We start from the raw sequence: 13430 nt of genomic DNA on the forward strand, positions 1-13430 counted from the left end.
GCTGGGGGAGTGGCCCTGAACGACACCGACGAGATCCTGGCCGTCAAAGCGGCGGAGCTGTACTACGAGGCCGGCAAGACGCAAGACGAGATCGGCCTCGCGCTCAGCGTGAGCCGGTGGAAGGTCGGGCGTCTGCTCGTCGCGGCGCGTGAGCACGGTTTCGTGCGCATCGAGATCGTGCACCCGAGTGCTCGCCGGTTCTCGCTGGAACGCGAGCTCTGCGGCTTCTACGACCTGACGGACGCCGTCGTCGTCCCGGCGACCGACTCCGAGGCGGAAGTGCAGGCCCGCGTCGCACAGGCCGCCGCCGACTACCTCACCACCCTGCGCCCGGTGCCGCGCAGCCTCGGCGTGAGCTGGGGGCGCACCCTGAACGCTGTCGCCGCCCGCTTGCGCCCGGGCTGGGCCGTGGGCGTCAATCCGGTGCAGATCAACGGCAGCGTCTCCAGCACCCGGCAGGCCACCGCGGCCGCCGACACGGCAGTCGTGATCGCGCGCAAAGCCCAGGGAACCGCGACGCTCCTGCCGAGTCCGGCGATCTTCGAGCAGGCGGCGACGCGGCGGGCCATCGAGGCCGACCGCTCGGTGCAGAGCGTACTCGAGGTGGCGCGCAACGCCTCGGCCTACCTGTTCAGCGCGGGCGTCGTCGACGACAGCTCGGTGCACGTCGACAGCGGTTACCTCACCCTCGACGATGTCACCTCGCTTGCCGAGAAAGGCGCGGTGGGCGATGTTGTCGGCCGCTTCCTCACCGAGACAGGACAGGTCGCCGACGAAGACCTCAACGATCGAACCCTCGGCATCTCGCTCGACGAGCTGCGTGCCGCCACGACATCCATCGCCGTGATCGCCGGAACGACGAAGCACCGGGTCGCGCATGCGGTGGTGTCGAGCGGCCTGTGCACCATCCTCATCACCGATGAGGCCACCGCGAACAGCCTGCTCGGTCGCAATCCGTCCGGGCACGAAATCAACACAATGAAGGAGTGACGTGACCATCGAAACGACGCCGCCCGTGCGAACCCTCGCACCGGCGGCCCGGGCAGTGGATGTGCTGGGGGGCGACCTCACCGAGGCGAGCCTGCGCCGGTATCTGAACGGCATCCCCGGGGTCGACGCGGTCGGCCTGGAGCAGCGCGCCGCCGGCCTCGGCACGCGCTCGATCAAGACCACCAGCAAAGCATGGGCGCTCGACAAGATCATCGAGCTGATCGACCTCACCACCCTGGAAGGCGCTGACACGCCCGGCAAGGTGCGCTCGCTAGTGGCCAAAGCGCTGACGCCCGACCCGGGAGACCTGAGCGCGCCACGCCCGGCGGCGGTCTGCGTCTACGGCGACATGGTGCCGTACGCCGTTCAGGCGCTCGGCACCGCGCACGCCGGACACAGCCGGGTGGCCGGTGACACGGGCGGTGTGAACGTCGCCGCGGTGGCGACCGCGTTCCCGAGCGGGCGCGCATCCCTCGCCGTCAAATTGGCGGACACGGCGGATGCGGTGGCCGCCGGCGCCGATGAGATCGACATGGTCATCGACCGCGGGGCTTTCCTCTCGGGCCGGTTCGGGCTGGTGTTCGACGAGATCGTCGCCGTCAAGGAGGCCTGCCGCCGCCCCGACGGCAGCTACGCCCACCTCAAGGTGATCCTCGAGACCGGCGAACTGAACACCTACGACAACGTGCGCCGGGCCTCCTGGCTCGCCATCCTCGCCGGCGGCGACTTCATCAAGACTTCCACTGGAAAGGTGTCCCCGGCGGCGACGCTGCCCGTCACCCTGCTCATGCTCGAGGTCGTTCGCGACTGGCATACGCTGACGGGCGAGCAGATCGGTGTGAAACCGGCCGGCGGCATCCGCTCGTCGAAAGACGCGATCAAGTACCTCGTGACCGTCGCCGAGACCGCGGGAGAGCAGTGGCTGCAGCCGCACCTGTTCCGCTTCGGCGCCTCCAGCCTGCTCAACGACGTTCTGCTGCAGCGCCAGAAGCTGACGACCGGACACTACTCCGGCGCCGACTACGTCACGATCGACTAACCGAAAGCCACGAACCATGAGTTTTCTCGAATACGCACCGGCCCCCGAGTCGCGGTCGATCCTGAACCTGCGCGACAGCTACGGCCTGTTCATCGACGGCGAATTCGTCGCCGGCAACGGCACGCCGTTCCAAACCATCTCGCCCGCCACAGAGGAGCGCATCGCCACCATCGCGACAGCGAGCACCGCCGATGTCGACACGGCCGTCTCAGCCGCCCGCCGCTCCTACGAGCGGGTCTGGTCGCGGATGAGCGGCAGCGACCGCGGCAAGTACCTGTTCCGCATCGCCCGTCTCGTGCAGGAGCGCGCTCGCGAGCTCGCCGTCGCCGAGAGCCTCGACAACGGCAAGCCCATCAAGGAGAGCCGGGATGTGGATGTCCCCCTGGTCGCCGCCTGGTTCTTCTACTACGCGGGATGGGCCGACAAGCTCGACCACGCCGGCGTCGGCCCCGCGCCGCGCGCCCTCGGCGTCGCCGCACAGGTGATCCCGTGGAACTTCCCGCTGCTCATGCTGGCGTGGAAGATCGCCCCGGCCCTCGCGGCGGGCAACACTGTGGTGCTCAAGCCGGCGGAGACCACCTCGCTCACCGCGCTCCTCTTCGCGGAGATCGTGCAGCAGGCGGATCTGCCCGCCGGCGTGGTGAACATCGTCACCGGCGCCGGTGAGACCGGCCGCGACCTGGTCAGCCACCCGGACGTCAACAAGGTCGCCTTCACCGGTTCCACCGCCGTCGGCCGGGAGATCGCGCGGTCCGTCGCCGGAACCGACAAGAAGCTCACGCTTGAACTCGGCGGCAAGGCGGCGAACATCGTCTTCGATGACGCGCCGATCGACCAGGCCGTCGAAGGCATCGTCAACGGCATCTTCTTCAACCAGGGTCACGTGTGCTGCGCGGGCAGCCGCCTCCTGGTACAGGAGTCGATCCACGACGAGGTCGTCAACCGCCTCAAGACGCGATTGTCGACCCTGCGCCTCGGCGACCCGCTCGACAAGAACACCGACATCGGGGCGATCAACAGCGCCGAGCAGTTGCAGCGCATCCGCGAACTCTCCGACATCGGCGAGGCCGAGGGGGCCGAGCGCTGGACCGCCGACTGCGTCATCCCGGAGAACGGGTTCTGGTTCGCGCCGACCATCTTCGACAATGTCTCCACCAGCCACCGGATCGCCCGGGAGGAGATCTTCGGGCCGGTGCTCTCCGTGCTCACATTCCGCACCCCGGCGGAGGCGATCGCCAAGGCGAACAACACGCCATACGGGCTGTCGGCCGGAATCTGGTCAGACAAGGGCAGCCGTATTCTCGCCGTCGCCGACAAGCTGCGCGCCGGAGTGATCTGGGCCAACACCTTCAACCGGTTCGATCCTGCCAGCCCGTTCGGCGGCTACAAGGAGTCCGGCTACGGGCGCGAGGGAGGGCGCCACGGGCTGGCGGCCTACCTGAAGCCGGGCCGGGCACTGCCGGCGGTCTCGACCCGCGCATCCACCTCGACCTCGTCGACCACATCGACCCGCAAGGGAGCCAAGAAATGAGCCGCCTGACCGTGCCGAAGACGTACAAGCTCTACATCGGGGGCGCGTTCCCGCGCAGCGAGTCCGGCCGCACCACTGAGGTGCGGTCGGCCACGGGTGTGTTCCTCGCGAATGCCGCCAAGGCCTCCCGCAAAGACGCCCGTGACGCCGTCGTGGCGGCCCGCGCGGCCCTCGGTGGATGGGCGGGGGCGACCGCGTACAACCGCGGCCAGGTGCTCTACCGCATCGCGGAGCTGCTCGAAGGTCGTCGCGCCCAGTTCGTGGACGAGATCGTGCAGTCCGAAGGCCTCACCGCCGCGGCCGCCGGTGCGCAGGTCGACGAGGCGATCGACCGCTGGGTCTGGTACGCGGGCTGGGCCGACAAGTTCGCCCAGGTCGTGGGGAACGCCAACCCGGTCTCCGGCCCGTACTTCAACATCTCGGTGCCGGAACCGACCGGGGTCGTTGCGATCGTCGCACCGCAGGACTCCAGCCTGCTCGGCTTCGTGAGCGCGATCGCACCGGCCCTAGTCGCCGGCAACACGGTCGTGGTCGTGGCGAGCGAGCGATTCCCGCTATCGGCCATCAGCCTCAGCGAGGTGCTGGCGACCAGTGACGTCCCGGGCGGGGTCGTCAACATCCTGACCGGTTCGCCGGCCGAGATCGCGCCGTGGCTGGCCTCCCACGCCGATGTGAACGCGCTGGACCTGGTGGGCGCGGGAGAGCTCGACTGGGTCGACCTGCAGATCGCCGCTGCTGACACGCTCAAGCGCGTGCTGCCGCCGGAGAACGGCGTTGAGGCGGCCTCGCCGGCGCTCGACCGCATCGCGTTCTTCACCGAGACGAAGACGGTCTGGCACACCAAGTCGCTCATCTGACACATCCATCGGGGTGGCGCGAATCGCCGTGCGATCACCTGGTCGCACGGCGATTCGCGCCACCGTGTTCGGGTGATGAGGTCGAGAACTCGGGACCGTCGGGCTCCGGTGCACTGGCGCGCACCCCGATCCCGGGGGAGGATGGGGGAAGAACGTGAGGAGGTGCGATGTCGGATGCGGCACCGATGGCCTTCGTCGGCGACAGTCTCACGCAGGGTGGGGACTGGCAGACGTGGCTACCAGGAGAGACGGTCTACAACTTCGGTGTCGGCGGTGACGCCACCGACGATGTGATCGCTCGTCTCGATGATGTGATCGGCGCTCGCCCGGCGGTCGTCGCCCTGCTGATCGGCACCAACGACCTCGCCTGGCGGCGCTCCGTCGAGCATGTGGTGCGCAACGTGGAGACGATCCTTGTGACGCTGCGGCGGGAGCTGCCCGAGGTGCGCATCCTGGTGCAGTCGGTGCTGCCGCGCGGGCACGAGTTCGCCGACCAGATCCGAGACATCAACCGGCATCTGTGGCAGTTCGCGCCGACGGTGTACGCCCATTGGCTCGACCTCTGGCCGGCTCTGGCCCTGGAAGACGGTGAATTGAACCCGGCGTACAGCGACGACCGGCTGCACCTCAACGCGGAGGGCTACCGCATCTGGGTGGACGAACTCGTCCCCGCCCTGGAGCGGGTGCGCCAGCTGCCCCCGACGAGCCGCGCGATCACCCTGCCCGATCTCGGCTGATCCGGTCAGCGGGAGCGGAGGAGTGAGGCGTAGAAGCCGATGCCCCGCAGCCAGGTGCGCACGTGCATCCGTTCGTTGCGGGCGTGGAGAGTCGCCCGCTCATCACCGCTCATCTCGAACGGCGTGAAACGGTAGACGGCGTCGCTGATCGCGGTGAAATGCCGGCTGTCGCTCGCGCCGAGCATCACGTACGGGGTCACTATCGCTTCAGGGTGGGCTGTGCGGATAGCGGCCGCCATAGCGTCCCATTCCGGGCCGCTCGTCGGTGAGACGGGGGAGGGTTCGCTCGGGTCGACGGCGACGATGCCCACCAGAGGGTCGTGGATCGCTTTGCGGATGTGGGCGAGGGTCTCGGCGACGCTGGAGCCGACCGCGATCCGCACGTTCACCACTGCCTCGGCTGTTTCGGGCAGTGCGTTCGCCGCCAGGCTGCCGCGGAGCTGCGTGACGGCGGTCGTCGTCCTGACGATCGCGCGCGTCTCGTCGCTCATCCGGCTGAGCACAGCCACCAGCGCCGGCTTGAGCCGGCGCGCGTTCGTGAACACCGTGCGTAGTGCGCCGCTTGTGTGCGCGCCCAGCGTCTCGACCATCTGCAGGTTCGTCTCGGAGAGTCGCGCCGGAAAGGGCTTGGCGTTCAGGCGGGTGATCGCGCGTGCGAGTCGAACGGTGGCGGTCAGTCGTGGGGGAGTCGAGGCGTGTCCGCCGCTCTGTTCGACGGTCAGGCTGATGCTGGTGATGCCCTTCTCACTCACCCCGACGACCGCGATCGGCTCGGTGACTCCGGGGAAGATCCCCTCGACGACGGCCCCGCCTTCGTCGACCACGAGTGCCGGGCGGATGCCGCGTTCGGTGAGGGTGGCGACGATCGAGATGGCCCCGGAGCCGACCGTCTCCTCGTCGTGCCCGAAGCTCAGGTACACATCGTTCTCCGGCGTGTATCCGTCGGCGACGAGTGTCTCGACGGCCTCCAGGATGGCGACCAGTGCGCCCTTGTCGTCGAGGGTGCCCCGGCTCCACAGGACCCTGTCATCGCCGTCGCCCGTGAGTTCTGCCCCGAACGGCGGATGCTGCCAGCCTTCCTCGGTGGCCGGCACGACGTCGTAGTGGGCGAGCAGCACCGTCGGGGCGCCCTCGCCCCGCCCTCGCCAGCGGTAGAGCATCGAGTGCCCGTGGAGCTCGCGCTCGAGTGTGCCGTGCAGAGCGGGGTACAACTCGGGCAGCAGTCCGATGAAGCGGTCGAAGCTCGCCCAGTCGGTCTCGTCGATCGCGTTCCGCGACATGGTCGGCACGCGCAGAAGCGTGCGGAACCGCTCGAGTGCGGCATCCTCGTCGATCTCGGTCATCTTCGTTCCCCCGGTTCGTCGTCAGTCGCCGCTCGCCGTGCGGAACGCCGCAAGCGCATCATCGGAGAACAGCACGAACCGCACCCGTTCGACCGGTCCGAAGGATGCGGCAAGCACGGCGCGCACGGTGCTCACGGCGATGCGCGCCGCATCGTCCAGCGGCCACCCGTACGCCCCCGCCGAGATGGCAGGAAAGGCCACGCTCGTCGCCTCCAGCTCGCGGGCGACGCGGAGAGAGGAACGGTACGCGTTCTGCAGCAGCTCGGTGCGATCTTCTTCGGCCGACCAGACCGGGCCCACGGCGTGGATGACCCAGGTCGCGGGCAGGTCGCCCGCGGTCGTGGCCACGGCCCGGCCGGTGGGAAGCCCGTCGGGCAACGTCGTGGCCCGCAGCTCGCGGCATGCTTCGAGGATGGCCGGCCCTCCGGCGCGGTGAATCGCACCATCGACCCCGCCGCCGCCCAGCAGCGAGCTGTTCGCTGCGTTGACCACCGCATCCACGTGTTCGAGGGTGATGTCGCCGCGGACGATCTCGATGACGTCGTCCACGCTCTCAGCCCCGGTTGTTCGACAGCTCGTAGACCTTGAGGAGCTCCACGATCGCGTCGTCGCGCTGGCTGCCCCCTTCGTCGAACATCTCCGAGACGTGGGTCTTCAGATGGTTCTCCACCAGGAGCTTGTTGAGCGAGCCGAGCGACTTCTGGATGGCCAGGGACTGGGTGATGATGTCGATGCAGTAGTCCTCGTTCTCGATCATCTTCTCCAGGCCCCTCAGCTGGCCTTCGAGGATGCGCGTGCGGTGCATGGCGCGTTTCTTGATGTCTGCGATCACAGCTCCAGGATAGCCCCCGATCCCTCATACCCCACTGGGGTACATATCGCCGCCGGGTCGTGATTCTGCTCCCCGGATCGGCTCCCGCCTCTCGGGTGGGATTTCGGGTAACACGACGTCACATTCGCGCGCCGAGCAGGGCTTTAAGTCGGGTGGAATTCCGGATCGCGGGGCGGCGCCTGGCCTCTCGGCGACATTACCCCAGAACGGGGGGTGGGGGAGGACATACTGGGGGGTCTATCCTCCAGCTAGGGGTTGAGAAATATTCGTTTTACAGGAAAGGCCCGACTTTGCTGAAGAACCTCAGCCCGCTGCTGTCTGGTGCGCTCTTGAGCGCGCTGGATTCCATGGACGATGGCGACATGCTTACCCTTGTCGGCAGCGGCTATCCAGTGCAAGAAATAGTTTCACCCGTCATTCATCTTGGAGAGGTGACAACAGAGGCCGCGGCGGACGCGATCCTCAGTGTGTTCCCTCTCGACAACGCAGACCCGTCGCCGATCATGTTCCTCGATCTCGGCGGAGAACCGTACGATGTGCCCGACGTGGCGTTCGCAGTGAATGGCATCGCGTCCGATGCCGAACTTCGCCGCGTCGCAATGACACGTCTGGAGCTCGACGACTTCGTCGCGCTCGCCCGCCAATCCGTGGTCACCGTACGAGTGGGGTCCGACGCCCCGCCCTGTGCGTTCCTGCTGCGAAAAGGCTCCTGCTAATCACACACAGCCTGCGGCTCCGCCCGTGCCCTCTCGGCGCGGGCGGAGCGGCATTCCTCCACAGGCCGCTGCCGTAGACTCGATTCCCGTGTCACGACCAGCATCCCAACAGCCCGCCTTCAGCCGTGTCGCGCTCGCGCCCGGACTGCTCGGCGCCATCGTGCTCATCGCCGGTCTCGCCCTGGTGGGTGGCGACTGGTACCTCTACGTCCAATACGCGACGGCCATCCTCGCGTTGATCCTCTGTGTCTTCGCTGGGCAGGCGAAGCAGTGGTGGTGGTTCGTCGGTTTGATCCCCGTCGCCGTCATCTGGAACCCGGTGTGGCCCATCCCGTTCGACGAGGTCGTGCTCCGCGGGCTCCACATCGCCGGCGCGGTGCTGTTCATCGCGGTCGCCGTGAACGTGAAAGTGCCGACAGATCCCCGCCGCTGACGGCTTGGCGTGTGGCCGTCGGGCGCAACCTCGCGTAAACTGATCCCGTGCCACCGCTGTTTCGATGAAGACGGTGGCGCGACCGTCGGCGTCAGCATCCGGATTCTGCATCCGGTCGCCGCGTCGAACCTCGTACGTCTACCGGCGTCCCGCCCTCCGCGGTGGTGACCCACGCGGTCGTCCGGCGACCGCCCGCTCTCTGGAGGACCATGTCCCGTTCTGGTCAACGCACCGCCTCGTCGCGCCCGCAGCAGCGACGCACCCGCCACGCGAACAACGATGGACTCATCCCGGTGCTCGCCCGCAAGGTGCGCGAGGTGGAGGCCAAGGCCGCGGACGGCAAGAAGCTCGGGCCGACGAACCGCACCAAGTTCCAGGTGATCGCGTTCCTGATGCGCGAGGAGCGGGCGCGGGCCAAGTCGGACACCGAACTCGGTGACGCCGCCCGCGCTGAGCAGCTGAAGCGTCTCGACGGCATCGCGACGATCCTCGCGAAGACGGCGGCGCGCGACACCTCGCTCATCGCCCTGCTCGAATCCGAGGCACCGCCGACAGCCACCGCGCAGAAGATGCGCCGCGACTGGTTGCTGGAGTCCGGCACCGAGCTCAGCCCGGACGACCTCATCATCACGACCGAACGACCGGTGGTCAAGCAGGACAGTGTCATCACCCCCGAGCTCGCGGAGAAGCAGGTCATTCCGCAGTCGGTCCGGGCCCGCCAGCTCTCCAACCCGTTCCTCGCCCCCGACTTCTCGCGGGCCGCGGCGCCGGCCTCCGCCCCGCGGCGCCGGCTCGACTCCTGGGAACTGCTCGGCCCCCTGTTCAAGTCGTTCGAATACGGTGCAGGTGGTCAAGCGGCGAGCATGGAGCTTCCGCCTGCCCCTGCGATCGACCGGTATTCCCCTCCCGGCATGGAACTCATGCACCACCAGGCGCGCTTCATCGAGAGCGCGCGGCTCGGACATCGGACCTTCCTGCTCGCCGACGAGCCCGGCCTCGGCAAGACGGCGCAGTCCATCCTCGCCGCCTCGGTCTCCGGCGCCTATCCATTGCTCGCGGTCGTGCCGAACGTCGTCAAGATGAACTGGGCGCGCGAAGTGGAGCGCTGGGCGCCTCACCGGCGTGCCACTGTCATCCACGGCGACGGCGAGGGCCTGGATGCGTTCGCCGATGTGGTCATCGTCAACTACGAGGTGCTCGACCGGCACCTCGCCTGGCTCAGCACGCTGGGCTTCAAGGGCATGGTGGTCGATGAGGCGCATTTCATCAAGAACCTGCACTCGCAGCGCTCCAAGTACGTGCTCGGCCTCGCCGACGCCATCCGGTCCACCGGCGACCCGCTGCTCATCGCGCTCACCGGAACCCCGCTGATCAACGACATCGACGACTTCAAGGCGATCTGGCAGTTCCTCGGCTGGATAGACGGTAACAAGCCGACCCCGGCGCTCATGCAGCGACTGGAGGAGACGGAGCTCACGCCCGCCGACTTCGGCTTCTACGCCGCCGCCCGCGAGGCCGTCATCGATATGGGCATCGTGCGCCGCCGCAAACTCGATGTGGCCGCCGATCTGCCGAGCCGCCGGGTCGTCGACCTGCCCGTCGAGCTCGATGACGATCTGGGCCGTTCCATCCGGCAGGCCGAGCAGGAGCTCGCCGCGCGGCTCGTGTCGAAGTACCGTCGCGCCTCCGCCGCCGGCCGGCCCGACTCGTTCGACGGCGATGACGATGCCCACCGCAAACACCTCATCCGGCTTGTTGCCCAATCGGAGCTGGAGGAGTCGAAGTCGGCCAAGAGCGGGGACAACGTCTTCACCATGGTCCGCAAGATCGGTCAGGCGAAGGCCGGTCTCGCCTCCGACTATGCGGCCCAGCTGGCGCGCTCGGTCGGCAAGGTGGTGTTCTTCGCCAAGCACATCGACGTGATGGATGCGGCGGAGGACGCCTTCGCCGCCCGCGATCTGAAGACGATCTCGATCCGCGGCGACCAGACAGCGATCGCTCGCCAGAAGGAGATCGACGCCTTCAACAACGACCCGGACGTGTCGGTGGCCGTCTGCTCCCTGACCGCCGCAGGCGTCGGGCTCAACCTGCAGGCAGCCTCGAACGTCGTGCTCGCCGAGCTGTCGTGGACGGCCGCTGAGCAGACGCAGGCGATCGACCGCGTGCACCGCATCGGTCAGGAGGAGCCGGTGACGGCCTGGCGCATCATCGCCGCGCAGACGATCGACTCCAAGATCGCGGAGCTCATCGACGCCAAGCAGGGTCTCGCGGCGCGGGCTCTCGACGGCTCCGACGTCGAGCCCGGCTCGGCCGACTCCGTGCAGCTCGAGGCCCTCATCCACCTCCTCACCGACGCCCTGGACTGACACGCCGTCGCCCCTCGACGGGTGGTCGGTCAGGGGACGTCGAGGTCGTCGACGTCGACGTCGTCTGCGTCGAGGGGGACGCGGCGGTCGTCGTCGGGGACGACCTCGTCGGCGTCGAGTTCGTCGCTGTCGATCGGGAGGTCATCCTCGTCGAACGCTGCCGGAGCCGGCTCGTAGTCGCCGTCCTGCGCTTCGATGAAGTCGTGCGGTTCGTCCCCGCCGCGACGAGGGTCGCTCTCGCTCATGCTGCGAGGGTACGCCTGCACCGCCCGGCGGTCGAGGCCCCGACTCAGCTGCGGATGAGCCCGGTCTCGCGGGCCCGCGCGACGGCCGCCGTGCGCGAGGGGACGCCGAGCTTGGTGAAGATGTGCACCAGGTGGGATTTGACGGTCGCCTCGCTCAGAAACAGCGCACGCCCGATCTCGGCGTTGGTGCTGCCGGCGGCCACCAGGCCGAGCACCTCGATCTCACGAGCGCTCAGCCGGCTTCCACGCGCCTCTCGATGTGCTCCGAGTCGGTCGGCGACGGCCGGGGTGAGGGCGGTCTGGCCCGCGGCTGCGGCCCGGACGGCGGCCACGAGCTCGGCCGGCGGTGCATCTTTGAGCAGGTAGCCGCTTGCCCCGGCCTCCACCGCACCGAGGATGTCGGCGTCGGTGTCGTAGTTGGTCAGCACGAGCACGTGCGGAGGATGCGCCGATGAGCGCAGGCTCCGGGTGGCCGTGGTGCCGTCCCCGTCGGCGTCGGCACCGAACTGCAGGTCCATCAGCACCACATCCGGTTCGAGGTCGGCGGAGAGCGCGATCGCTTCGGCCGGGCTCGATGCCTCGCCGACGACGGTCAGGTCGGGTTCGGTCGTGAACAGTGCGCGCAGCCCGGCGCGCACCACCGGATGGTCATCGGCGAGCAGCAGGCGGATCATCCGTTCGCCGTGGTTGCGAGCGGAATCGAGACGGCGACGGCGGTGCCGCGTCCGAGGCGCGCCTCCACGACCGCCTCGCCGCCGAGCGCCTCGGCCCGTTCCCGGATGGCGCGCAGCCCGAACGAGTCGGGGTGGCGTTCGCCGGATCCGATCGCGTCGGTGTCGAATCCGCCGCCGTCGTCGACGACGTCGAGCGTGACGGTGTCGTCCATGTAGCTGAGGGTGACGTCGGCGTTCGCCGCGTGGGCGTGCTGCACGACGTTCGCGAGGGAGCCCTGGGCGATGCGCAGCAGCGCGGTCTCCACGGTCATCGGGAGGACGACGGGCTCGCCGCTCTCGCGCACCGTGACCCGTACGCCGCTGGCCCGCTCGGTCTCAGCGCCCAGCCGGCGCAATGCGCCGGCGAGCGTCTTGTGTTCGAGGGCGGGCGGGGTGAGCTCGCGGATGAATCCGCGGGTCTCGGCGAGACTGGTGGCGGCCGTCTCGCGGGCCAGCCGGATGGTGTCGACGGCCGGGTGGCCCGGATCCGCGCGCTCGGCGGCGTGGAGCAGCAGTTGGATGCTCGACAGGCCCTGGGCGACAGTGTCGTGGATCTCCCGCGCGAGGCGGGCCCGCTCCGCCAGGGTGCCCGCTTCGCGCTCGGTGGCGGCGAGTTGCTCGCGGGTGGCGAGGAGATCGCGGATCAGGATGTCCCGTTCGTGCGCCTCACGGAACAGTGCGCGGTAGCCGAGCCCGATCGCGATGGCGACGGCGGCGCCGAGCACCGGGCCGACCACCCCGCCCACGCTCCACCCGCTGTGCGCGGCGAACAGCAGAACGGCGCAGCCCGTCGCGACGGCGACGGCGACGACATTGGCGGGCAACGGCATCAGGTGCAGGAAGAGGAAGAACAGCGGGAAGACCAGGAAGGTCGCGTCTGCTGTGAGCACAGCGAGCACGAGCCATTCGACGCTCAGCAGGGCGAGCCAGACGAACCGCCAGCGGCCGATGAGGCGGGAGCGCAACGGACCGCCGGCGGCGTAGCTGACGACGAAGGCGATCGACACGACGATCACGGCGGCCGGCCGGGCCCAGTCGTGAGTGGTCGCCACCTCGATGCAGGCTCGGGCGAGCACGAAGCCGGCGAGTCCGACCACGAGGATGTGCAGCCCGATGCGCAAGGCCGTGAACACCGGGGTGAGTGCCGAATGGTTCATCCCCGCCAGCCTAGGGTGTGTCGGCGAGATGCGGCGGGTGCGGGATCACTCGAGCGTGAAGACGAAGAACGGTCCTCTCTCGTCGTGAATGATCCTCGCGGTCCCCGCGAAGCCGGCGAAGTCGCCGGTGCCGGTCCCCGGGATGATGTAGCCGAACGCCGAAGCGTCGTCGGGGCCCTGCATACCGCCGTGGTGGACAGTGAATGCCCCGGTGCGGCCATCGTCGGCGGTCGCGGTGATCCGTTCGGCGGCGAAATAGCCGCGGCTCTCCTCGGTGCCGGAGGAGACGAAGTGCGCCAGGGACTCGCCGACCAGACCCTCGGTGTAGACCTTGCGCATGATGATGGCCCCGACCCATTCCCCAGCGATACCCGGGAGCTCGGCCGGATCCCAGCCGGTGACGTCGAAGCGGGCGGTGATGGTTTCGGTTTCGGTCATGGTTTCACCCTAGGAGTCGGCCAGTGTGCCGGC

Annotated in this window: 15 protein-coding genes; 8 read left to right on the plus strand and 7 right to left on the minus strand. The window is 68.7% G+C overall.

Annotation, left to right across the window (positions count from 1 at the left end):
• The first annotated feature begins 9 nt into the window (after positions 1 to 9).
• The 5 genes from K5L49_RS19130 (at position 10) to K5L49_RS19150 (ending at position 5154) form a co-directional block, all read left to right on the plus strand.
• Positions 10 to 990 carry a sugar-binding transcriptional regulator gene (locus K5L49_RS19130; RefSeq protein ID WP_223695121.1) on the plus strand — a complete coding sequence of 327 codons (981 nt, stop codon included), beginning with the start codon at positions 10 to 12 and terminating at the stop codon, positions 988 to 990.
• 1 nt (position 991) lies between these two features.
• Positions 992 to 2029, plus strand: coding sequence for a deoxyribose-phosphate aldolase (deoC, locus tag K5L49_RS19135; RefSeq protein ID WP_223695122.1), 1038 nt, complete (start codon positions 992 to 994; stop codon positions 2027 to 2029).
• Between the two features lie 16 nt (positions 2030 to 2045).
• Positions 2046 to 3560: an aldehyde dehydrogenase family protein gene (locus K5L49_RS19140; protein ID WP_223695123.1), complete on the plus strand. Its 1515-nt coding sequence runs from the start codon at positions 2046 to 2048 to the stop codon at positions 3558 to 3560.
• On the plus strand, positions 3557 to 4417 hold the full coding sequence (locus K5L49_RS19145; protein ID WP_223695124.1) for an aldehyde dehydrogenase family protein: 861 nt from the start codon (positions 3557 to 3559) through the stop codon (positions 4415 to 4417). The genes K5L49_RS19140 and K5L49_RS19145 overlap by 4 nt, the downstream gene beginning before the upstream one ends.
• A gap of 167 nt (positions 4418 to 4584) precedes the next feature.
• Positions 4585 to 5154, plus strand: coding sequence for a GDSL-type esterase/lipase family protein (locus K5L49_RS19150; protein WP_223695125.1), 570 nt, complete (start codon positions 4585 to 4587; stop codon positions 5152 to 5154).
• 5 nt (positions 5155 to 5159) lie between these two features.
• On the opposite strand, the gene K5L49_RS19155 is transcribed toward K5L49_RS19150, so the two are convergent.
• From K5L49_RS19155 to K5L49_RS19165, 3 genes are read right to left on the minus strand one after another with little or no spacing between them, the layout of a single operon-like run.
• Positions 5160 to 6497 (minus strand): M20/M25/M40 family metallo-hydrolase, encoded by a 1338-nt coding sequence (locus K5L49_RS19155; protein WP_223695126.1) that lies wholly within the window; start codon positions 6495 to 6497, stop codon positions 5160 to 5162.
• Positions 6498 to 6518: 21 nt separating this feature from the next.
• Positions 6519 to 7046: an O-acetyl-ADP-ribose deacetylase gene (locus K5L49_RS19160; RefSeq protein ID WP_223695127.1), complete on the minus strand. Its 528-nt coding sequence runs from the start codon at positions 7044 to 7046 to the stop codon at positions 6519 to 6521.
• Between the two features lie 4 nt (positions 7047 to 7050).
• Complete coding sequence (locus K5L49_RS19165) at positions 7051 to 7329, minus strand: metal-sensitive transcriptional regulator (protein ID WP_223695128.1); 279 nt, start codon at positions 7327 to 7329, stop codon at positions 7051 to 7053.
• Between the two features lie 290 nt (positions 7330 to 7619).
• On the opposite strand from K5L49_RS19165, the gene K5L49_RS19170 reads away from it, so the two are divergent.
• The 3 genes from K5L49_RS19170 to K5L49_RS19180 all read left to right on the plus strand — a co-directional run bounded on the left by K5L49_RS19170 (position 7620) and on the right by K5L49_RS19180 (position 10844).
• A complete protein-coding gene (locus K5L49_RS19170; protein WP_223695129.1) occupies positions 7620 to 8045 on the plus strand; it encodes an RbsD/FucU domain-containing protein in 426 nt (141 codons plus the stop codon).
• Positions 8046 to 8133: 88 nt separating this feature from the next.
• Positions 8134 to 8478 (plus strand): DUF6804 family protein, encoded by a 345-nt coding sequence (locus K5L49_RS19175; RefSeq protein ID WP_223695130.1) that lies wholly within the window; start codon positions 8134 to 8136, stop codon positions 8476 to 8478.
• A gap of 209 nt (positions 8479 to 8687) precedes the next feature.
• Complete coding sequence (locus tag K5L49_RS19180; protein ID WP_223695131.1) at positions 8688 to 10844, plus strand: DEAD/DEAH box helicase; 2157 nt, start codon at positions 8688 to 8690, stop codon at positions 10842 to 10844.
• Between the two features lie 29 nt (positions 10845 to 10873).
• Here K5L49_RS19180 and K5L49_RS19185 read toward each other — a convergent pair whose 3' ends face one another.
• Genes K5L49_RS19185 through K5L49_RS19200 form a run of 4 tightly spaced genes read right to left on the minus strand, consistent with a single transcriptional unit; the run spans position 10874 to position 13397 of the window.
• A complete protein-coding gene (locus tag K5L49_RS19185) occupies positions 10874 to 11089 on the minus strand; it encodes a hypothetical protein (RefSeq protein WP_223695132.1) in 216 nt (71 codons plus the stop codon).
• A 44-nt stretch (positions 11090 to 11133) separates the two neighbouring features.
• Entirely contained in the window at positions 11134 to 11763 is a 630-nt protein-coding gene (locus tag K5L49_RS19190; protein WP_223695133.1) for a response regulator, read from the minus strand.
• Positions 11760 to 12959 carry a sensor histidine kinase gene (locus tag K5L49_RS19195; RefSeq protein ID WP_223695134.1) on the minus strand — a complete coding sequence of 400 codons (1200 nt, stop codon included), beginning with the start codon at positions 12957 to 12959 and terminating at the stop codon, positions 11760 to 11762. The genes K5L49_RS19190 and K5L49_RS19195 overlap by 4 nt, the downstream gene beginning before the upstream one ends.
• A 45-nt stretch (positions 12960 to 13004) precedes the next feature.
• Complete coding sequence (locus K5L49_RS19200) at positions 13005 to 13397, minus strand: DUF3224 domain-containing protein (protein ID WP_223695135.1); 393 nt, start codon at positions 13395 to 13397, stop codon at positions 13005 to 13007.
• Positions 13398 to 13430: the final 33 nt, after the last annotated feature.

This window comes from Leifsonia poae (assembly GCF_020009625.1).
Lineage (GTDB): Bacteria > Actinomycetota > Actinomycetes > Actinomycetales > Microbacteriaceae > Leifsonia > Leifsonia poae_A.